Here is a 9,206-nt window from a genome sequence, read left to right as displayed (position 1 = left end):
TGCTTGGCCACGCTCTTGTAGCCTTCGCGGTTGATCTCGCCGGCGTAGATGTCGGTGGCTTCGGCCTCGATGCCGAACACGTCCTTGGCGTCCTCCTCGTTGGAGATGCAGACGTCCACATACTGGCACAGGTCGGTCATGGCAGCGCGGGCTTCCTCACGGGTCCACAGCTTGCCGCGGTAGTTCAGGTCGCAGCTGATCTTGACGCCATGAGCCTTGGCAGCCTTGCAGGCTTCGCGGCAGATGTCCACGACATTGGGGCCCAGGGCCGGGGTGATGCCGGTGAAGTGGAACCAATCCACGCCCTCGAAGATGGAATCCCAGTCGAAATCGGCAGTGGTGGCTTCCTGGATAGCGGAATGGGCACGATCATAGATGCAGACGGAGCCGCGCTGAGAAGCGCCCTTCTCGTTGTAGTAGATGCCCACGCGATCGCCGCCGCGGACGATCTTGGTGGTGTCAACGCCGTAACGGCGCAGGCTGTTCACAGCGGCCTGACCAATGGCATGGGCGGGCAGCTTGGTGACGTAGATGGCATGGGCGCCATAGTTGGCCAGAGAGACCGCAACGTTGGCCTCGCCGCCGCCGAAGGTGAATTCCAGGTGATCAGCCTGCACAAAACGCTCGTAGTTGTACGGCTGCAGACGGACCATCAGTTCGCCAAAAGTAACGACATTCATGGGTATTTTCTCCTTTTATCAAAGACTTTTTCAGTTCGGGTACCGATTCAGGGGGTCCGGCTTATTTCTGGACCAGATGGATGGCAAAGCCGGCGACTTCGTCCGCCATGTAGATGGCAGTGGTCTTGCCGTTCTTGACGACCTTGGAATCCATATCGAACTTGACGCCACGCAGGCCCAGGTGATAGATGGCACGGTCCACGTTGTTGGTCTTGATGGCGATATGGCCATGGGTGCCGCGGCCCGGCTTCTTCATGATCTCGAATTCCTTGTTGCCCACAAAGATGCTGGAGTTGCCCGGCTTGACAGCCATGCTCAGCAGAGCGCCCAGGGTCTCGGCAGTCTTGGCGGCTTCGGTGTCGTCAGCGCAGTTGATGCCGATGTGGCCCAGTTCCAGACCCAGCATGACATCGACGGCTTCCTTGCACATGGCAGTGATCTCGTCCCAGGCGCCGGCCTTGATCTTGTCGCTCTTGCACATCCAGGTGCCGCCCACGGCAAAGATCTGGTCATTGGCCAGGTACTCGTTGACGTTCTTGGCGTTGATGCCGCCGGTGCACATCCACTTGGCAGTCTTCAGGGCGCCGCCGATGTTCTTCAGCATGTTGACGCCGCCGTTGGCTTCGGCCGGGAAGAACTTGATGGCCTCGCAGCCCAGGTTCATGGCCTGCTGCATCTCGCCGGGGGTGGAAGTACCGGGCATCATCAGGCCGCCCTTTTCCATGACGTGCTTGGTGACGTTGGGGTCAAAGCCCGGGGCAACGATGAAGGAGGCACCCGCGGCCATGGCGCGGTCAGCCTGATCCTCGGTCAGGACAGTGCCGGCGCCCAGCAGCATTTCAGGCACCTCGTCGTGGATCTTCTTGATGCACTCTTCGGCGCAGGCGGTGCGGAAAGTGACTTCCGCGGCCGGCAGACCGCCGGCCACCAGGGCCTTGCACAGAGGCACGGCCTCGTCCACACTGTTGAAAGCAATGACAGGGATAATACCGATTTCGTAAACGCGCTGCACTACCGGATTCATAGCACATTTCTCCTTCGTTATGAAATTTCCTGAGGTTTTACCGTATCAAATTTGCGTCCGGGGGGTTCCATATGTTGGAACGCCGTTCCGCAATTTGCTGATTTTTATTATACAAATTCCCCTTCCCCGCGTCAATCGGGCCAAATTGCCAGTGGTTCGCAGCTGCTTTTTGTGGTTTTTGCTTGCGTTCCATCATTCGGCATGCCTCTTGCGAAATCGGGTCGTTCCTGCTATACTTGGTTCCATATTGTGGAACAGGAGTCCTGCACTTTCGGATCGCAGGCTGTTCCCCTTCAAATTATGAACTTTTTGTAAATTTTGCATGCAGGAGGCACAGGATGCCGCAGACACCGGAAAAAGAAACCGACCGCGGGGGCGTACAGAGCGTTTCCCGCATTTTTGAACTCATCGAGGTACTGGCTGCCCACCCCGCCGGGGCAGGGCTGCAGAACCTGGCCACCGAGGCGCATCTGGCCAAAAGCACCGCACACCGGCTGCTGGGCAGTCTGGTCAGCCTGGGGTACGCGGTACAGGATGCCCAGACAGGCAAATACCGGCTGACCCTGAAAATGTTCGAGATCTCCTCCGGCATCGTCAACAGCATGGACATCATGAGCGTGGCCAAGCTGCATCTGGAGCGGCTGTCCCAGCGCACGGCGGAGGCGGTGCACCTGGTCATCCGGGACGGGGCGGACGTGGTCTACATTTATAAGACCGAGAGCGGCCCCATGCGGATGTCCAGCCGGGTGGGACTGCGCAGCCCGCTGTACTGCACCGGTGTGGGCAAGGCCATCCTGGCCACCCTGCCCGACGCGGAGGTGGAACAGATCTGGCATCACAGCCGCCTGCAGAAGCTGACCGGCCGCACTGTCACCGATCTGGACCAGCTGCGCAGCCAGCTGCAGACGGTGCGCAACTGCGGATACGCCATTGACGATGAAGAGAACGAACTGGGCATCCGCTGCGTGGCTCTGGCCATTCCCGGACCGGGCGGTCGGGCGGACAGCGCCTTTTCCATCAGCGGGCTGGCGCCGTACATGACCGCGGAGCGCATCCGGCGCATCAGCACCCTGGCTCTGGAGACCCGGACGGATATCCTGCACGACCTGGGGCTGGTAAGCAAAACCTGAGCGGTGGACAACCATGGCCCCGCGGGGTATAATGAAGCCGAATGGTCCGGCGCATGTCCGGGCCCCGTTTACCTATAATAATACATGACCGGAAAGGATCTGCCATGGACCTGATTTTCAGTGCATTTGCCACCCTGGACGGGTTCCGGGAAAACGCCGACGCCAACCGGGGCCGTCAGGTCTATTACCGCTGCATCGTGGTGGCGCTGGTCAGCGCCAAGCAGCAGAATCCGGACTGCGAGGTGGCCCTCATCACCAACGACCCGCTGCCCGCTCCTTTCGACCAACAACTGGCCCGGGCCGGTGTTACCATATATCAATGCCCTTTTGACCGTTTCCGGTTCGGGGCCGACCTGCCCTGGTCCCTGGCCTTTTATAAGCTTTGCGCCATGGACTGGGTACTGAACAACCTGACGTTTGACCGGTGTGCCATGCTGGACACCGACACCTATACCCAGTATCCCCTGACCGACCTGTGGCGGGAAGCGGAGGAAGCCGTTCTGCTGTACCAGGTCCCCCATCCGGCCAGCCAGCCCATGGCGGCGGCCATCAGCAGCTGCTGCGATGCCTTGTATCCCGAAAGCGCCCCCCATGTTCTGACCCATTTCGGCGGGGAGCTGGTGGCGGGCAGCGCCTCCCGGCTGCGGGGATTTCTGGCGCTGTGCCGGGAAATCTATGAGGAGATGCAGGCCCGGAATGTGCTGCCCCGGGATGGCGACGAGGTCATCCTGTGCATTGCGGCATGGCGGGCGCTGCGCAGCGGCGAACCGGTGCGGGCAGCCAATGCCTACATCTGGCGCTACTGGCTGGGCGCACGGCATTACTTTGTTTCCACCAATTATTGTCTGGTACCCATCTGCATCCTGCATTTACCCGGCAGCGGCAAGGACCGGCAGCTGAAACTGCTCTACCGCCGGTATGCCAGACGGGGCGCTTTTCCCGACCGCAAGGCGGTGTGGCGCCTGTGCGGGATGCCGGCAGCCCATCCGCCGCTCCTGCGTACCCTGTGGGTGCGGCTGCTGGCTGCCCTGCCGGACTGAGTTTATTTTCACGAATACCGAAAGGACCTTTTTCCTATGGCTGATCTGCCCAAGAATCCCCGCAGCCCGCTCTCGGTGGACCGGAGCAAGCTGCATCACGCACGGCGCAAGCGCCCTGCCGAGACCGACCAGCTGACCCCCATGATGCGGGCCATCAAGGCCGTGCACAGCGTCACCTCCTCCGGCTCCACCAACCCGGACGACCTGGAACGGCAGCGCGCCGGACAGGAACTGTTCGGCCGCCTGGTCAGCCCCACCCTGGGACTGCGCAACGATTATCTGGCCATCCGGGGCGGCCCCGTTCCGGTACCGGCAGAGTGGGTGAGCATTGAAGCCGGACACGACCGGCGCCATGTGGTGCTGTACTGCCACGGCGGCGGGTACACCTGCGGCCAGCTGGGCTATGCCCGGGTGCTGGCCAGCAAACTGGCCCTGGCCGCCGGGTGCGACGTGCTTTCCTTTGAGTACCGCCTTTCCCCCGAACACCCCTATCCCGCTGCCCTGACCGACGCCCTGGCGGTGTGGGATCATCTGGCCTATATGGGCTACGGTGCCCGGGACATCATTGTGGCGGGAGATTCCGCCGGGGGCAACCTGGCGCTGGAACTGGCCCTGCGGCTGAAGGAGCAGGGCCGCCGCCAGCCCCGGGCCCTGATCCTCATGAGCCCCTGGACCGACATGACCGCCTCCGGTGCCAGCCACACCGAGCGGGCGGCCCTGGACCCCATGCTGACCATGCAGTATATCGAATCGGTGCGCGCCGCTTACTGCAGCACCCGCACCGATTTTGAATCGCCCTGCTTCTCGCCCCTGTTTGCCGATCTGCGCGGCCTGCCCCCTACCCTGATCCAGGTGGGCACCAACGAGATCCTCTTCTCCGACTCCGAACAGCTGCACCGGAAGATGCAGGAGCAGAATGTGTTCAGCACACTGGAAGTGTACGAAGACTGCTGGCATGTGTTCCAGCAGATGCCCATCCGCAGCGCCGCCCAGGCCATGGACAGCGTGGGACGGTTTATCCAACGGCAGCTTTGACCGCAGAAAGGGGGCTTTGCCGTGCCGGAAAACTGGTATAAAGTCGATAACGTGGCCAAATTGTTCCTGGCCACCATGAATCGGCGCGATCCGCGGGTGTTCCGCATCAGCTGTACCCTGAACGAGGAGGTGGACCCGGAGGTCCTGACCCGGGCGCTGGAACGCACCGCCCGGGAATTGCCCAATTTTCAGGTCACCCTGCACCGGGGCCTGTTCTGGCATTACTTTGAGGCCACCGACAAACGGCCGGTGCCTGAACCGGAGACCAAGCAGCCCTGCGCGGCGCTGTACGGTCCGGACCAGAAAAACGCCCTGCTGTACCGGGTGACCTACTATGGCGCCCGCATCAGCGTGGAAATGCTTCATGCCCTGACCGATGGAAACGGCGGGCTGATGTTTCTGAAATGTCTGGTGCACAACTACCTGCAGCTGCAGCATCCCGATTCCCTGGCGGATGTGGCCCGGGACCAGGGTGCTTCGGCCGCAGACATGGAACAGAATTCCTATTCCAAATTCTACGCGGCCCGTCGGGCGTCCAAAGGTGCCCCGGACCCGGCCGCCAGACGCCGGGTCTGCCGGCTGCACGGGCGGCGGCTGCCCCTGGACCAGACCCAGTTCTTTGAAGGGCATCTGTCCGCCTCGCAGGTCCTGGCCAAGTCCCGGGCCCTGGGCGTGAGCCTGACCAGTTATCTGGCCGCGGCCCAGATGCTGGCCGCCTGGCGGGAGATGCCCTCCATGGAGCGGGGCCACGCCATGGCCGTGGGTCTGCCGGTGAATCTGCGCAACTATTTTCCCTCTGACACCGCCCGCAACTTTTTCAACACCGTGCGGGTGGCGCACATCTTTACCGGAGAGGAAACGCTGGACGAGCTGGCCAAAGAATTTGACGCCAAGCTGCGGGACGCCCTTTCGGATGACCGCATCAAGGCCCAGATGGACGGTTTTGAACGATTTGAACGCATTCCCGGTGTGCGGCCGGTCCCCCTCTTCTTCAAGAACTGGGTGGTGGGCCTGTGCAACTGGGTGGAAGCCCGCAAGGTGACCCTGACCATCTCCAACATGGGCCGGGTCACGGTGCCGCAGGCCCTGGGGCCGTACATTCACGGGTTCGCCGCTTATTGCAGCACCCCTTCCCTCTTCACCACCGTCTGCTCTTACGGGGATGATCTGGTGCTGGGCACCGCCTCGGCTTACCGCAGCACCAATGTGCTGAAAAACTTCTACCGCAGTCTGGCAGACGCCGGACTGTCCGTCACGCTGTACGCGAGCGAGGTGCAAAACCCATGAAAACCTGCCCTCATTGTCATATCCAGGTGGGCAGCGGTTCGTACTGCCCCCTGTGCCAGAGTCCTTTGCCCGGTGCCGATGAGCCGGACACCCCTTACTTCCCGCCCGCACCGCCGCCGGGACGGCGGCTGCCTCTCTTTTTCAAACTGGCCGCCTTCTTCCTGCTGGCCGGCGTGGTGGTCTGTGCCGCCATTGACTTTCTGCTGCAGGAGGAACTGCATCTGCATTGGAGTCTGGTGGTGGTGGCCTGTGTGGCAGCGGCGCTGCTTCTGCTGCGCGCCCTGATGATGGGCAGCCACAATGCCCCCAAACTGCTGTTCCAGATTCTGGTGGGGGCTTCCCTGCTGGTGTGGTTCTGTGACTGGTTCCTGGACTGGGGCAACGTGTCCATTGACCTGGTCATTCCCATCCTGTGCACCGCCACCCTGGTGCTGAATTTTCTGTTTGCTTTTATCAACCGGAAGTTTACCGAAAACGGTCTGATCTACCTTCTGCTGAACATCGGCGTGGGCGTGGTGCCCTACATCGTGCTGACCATCCGCCACACCCGTGCCGCCCTGCCCTGGGTCATCTGCCTGATTGTGAGTGTCATCACCTTTCTGGGGCTGGTCATCTTCAAGGGTCGGGCCCTGTGGTCTGAGTTTGCCAAGCGGCTGCATATGTAAGGATCCACACACAAAAACACCTCTCTTTCTCATTCGAAAGAGAGGTGTTTTTCATTCCTGCGTCAGAAGGTCACGCAGGGTGGGATTGCATACAAACAGAACCGCGGGGATCAGGGTGAGCACACCGCCTGCCAGGGATACCGGCATCACCCCGAATGCGTCTCCCAGCAGCCCGTACGCTACCATGGAAAAGGCAGTGGTCCCCACACAGGCCGCATTGAACAGGGCCAGGATCCGGCCATGGTAGGCCGGCTCGACGGCTTCCATCACCGCCGGATACATGAACGTATTGGCCACCATATTGCAGAAGGCAAATCCTGTGTACAGCACAGTACAGGCCCGGAACCCGGACGCCAGCATGGCCCCGATGTACAGCAGATTGTACCCCACATTGGCCAGAGCCAGTACATGCCAGCGACGGCGGCGCGGGAGCGGCACCAGGGCCATCAGGACGGTGGCCGCCAGCATGGCGGCGCTTTCCGCCCCCAGGAACAGGCCGTACTGGGGAATGTCCATGCCCTTATCCAGGCACCAGGCATACACAATGCCGGTAAACCCGCCGCAGGTCAGGTTGACCGCGGCTCCCGCCGCCATCATGCCGGTCAGGCCGGGATGCTGTTTCAGATAGGCAAATTCATCGGCGAAATCCCGGATAAAACTGCGATGTTCTGTCTTTTGCCCATGTGGGGTCTCCGGTACCTGGATGAACCATTCGGTGGCGGAGGAAAAAAGAAAGGTGGCCCCGTTGAACAGGATGATTCCCGGCACGCCGAAGATCACCACCAGAAATCCCCCCGCTGCGTTGCCGATCATCTGAATTGCCGACTGGGTGCTCTGCATCAGGGCAGAGGCCCGCATCAGGTTATTCTGCTCCACCAGTTGGGGCAGCAGGGCGTTCATGGCCGGATACAGCACCGCGCTGCACACCGAGCTGATGGCCGCCACCACCAGCACCTGCCAGACCTGCATCTTGCCTGCGAGAGCCAGCGCTCCCAAGAGCAGCATGGTCACACCGCAGACCGCATCACTGCCGGCAGCCAGGTTGCGGCGGTTGAACCGGTCGGCCAGCACCCCGCCCAGAGGCTGCAGCAGCATGTTGCCGAAATAGCTGATGGCGGTGGTCATGCTCATCCAGGCGGCGGAATCGGTTTTGTCGTACACCCAGATGCCGATGGCGATGGCATACAGTACGCTTCCGATTTTGGACTCAGCCATGCCCTGCCAGACCAGAAACAGATTCCGGTTGAACCGGCGGCGGGGTGCAGTGTCAGTGTTTGCCGTCATCTTCCTTTACCTCCCCTGCCCGGTAAGAAATCACGTCGAACCGGATCGGCGCCGTTCCCGGGCGCGGTTGGCTGTGCTTATGAAGGTAATCTCCCATCAGGTTCCGCAGTTCCAGCGCCTCCTGCCGGGTAAGATGGATGACGCCGTTGGTCTCCAACAGGCCCCAGGCATCGTCCCAGTCCTGGCTGGGGCTTTCCTGCCAGTCCTTCATCATCTTCAAGGCACCTTCCCGCACCTGTCGGGCATTTTCTTCCAGCAGAAGCCGGGTGGGGTCCCACAGACCGGTGTTGCACACATTCAGCGAGATGCACTTGTCGGTCATGCGGTAGTAGGTAGCCAGGATACCGTGGATCAGCTCCTGATGGTCCTTTTCCACCACCCCGATGGATTCCAGCTTGAGCATATGGTGTCGGGCCGAGCTGGGCGCGATGCCCAGTTCGTCAGCCAGCCGCTTGGAGGTCACCGGCTCCGCCAGGATCATCATCTTCTCCAGCATGCGCTGACGCAGCGGGTGCATGAAGATGGACACGTCCTTCTCATCGCTGAGAACCAGCATGTCATCCCGGAAGCGGGGTTTGCAGCCTTTCCCGCCTTCGGCTGGTGTTGCCGGTCCGTTTGCCCCCGCACCCGGTGCATCCGGGACAACCGGCTCCTGTGTCCGTTCTGTGCTGACTTTGGAATCGGTCTTGCAGGAAGTGTCCCTGTGTTGATTTGCCTTGTTCATTGGTATGCCCCCTTCATTACATAAATTATATCGTTACAAATATTGTAATGTCAAGAGGACGGCATCTGTTTTTCCAACCGGATTTCAAAAAAGACGGTCTCCACCGTGTGCAAAATAGCCCCATCACGCCTCATGCAGCGGCCTTTTTGGCCGTGGAAGTGCCCACCGTAAAACTTTTTCATTTTTTTTAGCAAAAACTATTGACAAACCTTAGTGCGTATGGTATATTGATTAAGCTATCTCGAAAGAGACGCAACAAAATATCGCGGGGTAGAGCAGATGGTAGCTCGTCGGGCTCATAACCCGGAGGTCGCAGGTTCAAGTCCTGTCCCCGCAA

General features: G+C 60.8%; 10 protein-coding genes and 1 tRNA gene. 6 read left to right on the top strand and 5 right to left on the bottom strand.

Annotated features, from left to right (window positions below; all coding sequences use genetic code 11):
* From Q0K17_RS08905 to Q0K17_RS08895, 3 genes are all read right to left on the bottom strand, one after another.
* Positions 1 to 680: sugar kinase (locus Q0K17_RS08905; RefSeq protein WP_294542387.1), on the bottom strand; the 680-nt coding region annotated here is incomplete at its 3' end.
* A 61-nt stretch (positions 681 to 741) separates the two neighbouring features.
* On the bottom strand, positions 742 to 1,704 hold the full coding sequence (eda, locus tag Q0K17_RS08900; protein ID WP_294542386.1) for a bifunctional 4-hydroxy-2-oxoglutarate aldolase/2-dehydro-3-deoxy-phosphogluconate aldolase: 963 nt from the start codon (positions 1,702 to 1,704) through the stop codon (positions 742 to 744).
* Between the two features lie 37 nt (positions 1,705 to 1,741).
* Entirely contained in the window at positions 1,742 to 1,900 is a 159-nt protein-coding gene (locus Q0K17_RS08895) for a hypothetical protein (RefSeq protein ID WP_294542384.1), read from the bottom strand.
* Positions 1,901 to 2,042: 142 nt separating this feature from the next.
* Between Q0K17_RS08895 and Q0K17_RS08890 the strand changes: the two genes are divergently transcribed.
* The 5 genes from Q0K17_RS08890 (at position 2,043) to Q0K17_RS08870 (ending at position 6,861) form a co-directional block, all read left to right on the top strand.
* On the top strand, positions 2,043 to 2,834 hold the full coding sequence (locus Q0K17_RS08890) for an IclR family transcriptional regulator (RefSeq protein ID WP_294542383.1): 792 nt from the start codon (positions 2,043 to 2,045) through the stop codon (positions 2,832 to 2,834).
* A gap of 104 nt (positions 2,835 to 2,938) precedes the next feature.
* Positions 2,939 to 3,874: a hypothetical protein gene (locus tag Q0K17_RS08885; RefSeq protein WP_294542381.1), complete on the top strand. Its 936-nt coding sequence runs from the start codon at positions 2,939 to 2,941 to the stop codon at positions 3,872 to 3,874.
* A 36-nt stretch (positions 3,875 to 3,910) separates the two neighbouring features.
* On the top strand, positions 3,911 to 4,909 hold the full coding sequence (locus tag Q0K17_RS08880) for an alpha/beta hydrolase (protein WP_366776851.1): 999 nt from the start codon (positions 3,911 to 3,913) through the stop codon (positions 4,907 to 4,909).
* A 21-nt stretch (positions 4,910 to 4,930) separates the two neighbouring features.
* A complete protein-coding gene (locus Q0K17_RS08875; protein WP_294542379.1) occupies positions 4,931 to 6,196 on the top strand; it encodes a hypothetical protein in 1,266 nt (421 codons plus the stop codon).
* Positions 6,193 to 6,861, top strand: coding sequence for a DUF6320 domain-containing protein (locus Q0K17_RS08870; RefSeq protein WP_294542378.1), 669 nt, complete (start codon positions 6,193 to 6,195; stop codon positions 6,859 to 6,861). Before Q0K17_RS08875 ends, Q0K17_RS08870 begins: the two co-directional genes overlap by 4 nt.
* A 51-nt stretch (positions 6,862 to 6,912) precedes the next feature.
* On the opposite strand, the gene Q0K17_RS08865 is transcribed toward Q0K17_RS08870, so the two are convergent.
* Together Q0K17_RS08865 and Q0K17_RS08860 are read right to left on the bottom strand one after the other, a co-directional pair.
* Positions 6,913 to 8,145 (bottom strand): MFS transporter, encoded by a 1,233-nt coding sequence (locus Q0K17_RS08865; RefSeq protein ID WP_294542377.1) that lies wholly within the window; start codon positions 8,143 to 8,145, stop codon positions 6,913 to 6,915.
* Positions 8,129 to 8,701 (bottom strand): helix-turn-helix domain-containing protein, encoded by a 573-nt coding sequence (locus tag Q0K17_RS08860; RefSeq protein ID WP_294542376.1) that lies wholly within the window; start codon positions 8,699 to 8,701, stop codon positions 8,129 to 8,131. The genes Q0K17_RS08865 and Q0K17_RS08860 overlap by 17 nt, the downstream gene beginning before the upstream one ends.
* A gap of 432 nt (positions 8,702 to 9,133) precedes the next feature.
* Between Q0K17_RS08860 and Q0K17_RS08855 the strand changes: the two genes are divergently transcribed.
* Positions 9,134 to 9,206, top strand: a tRNA-Met gene (locus Q0K17_RS08855).

This window comes from uncultured Gemmiger sp. (assembly GCA_944388105.1).
Taxonomy (GTDB): domain Bacteria; phylum Bacillota; class Clostridia; order Oscillospirales; family Ruminococcaceae; genus Gemmiger.
Note: the sequence above shows the minus strand (reverse complement) of the source record. Positions and strands in the feature narration are given on the sequence as shown.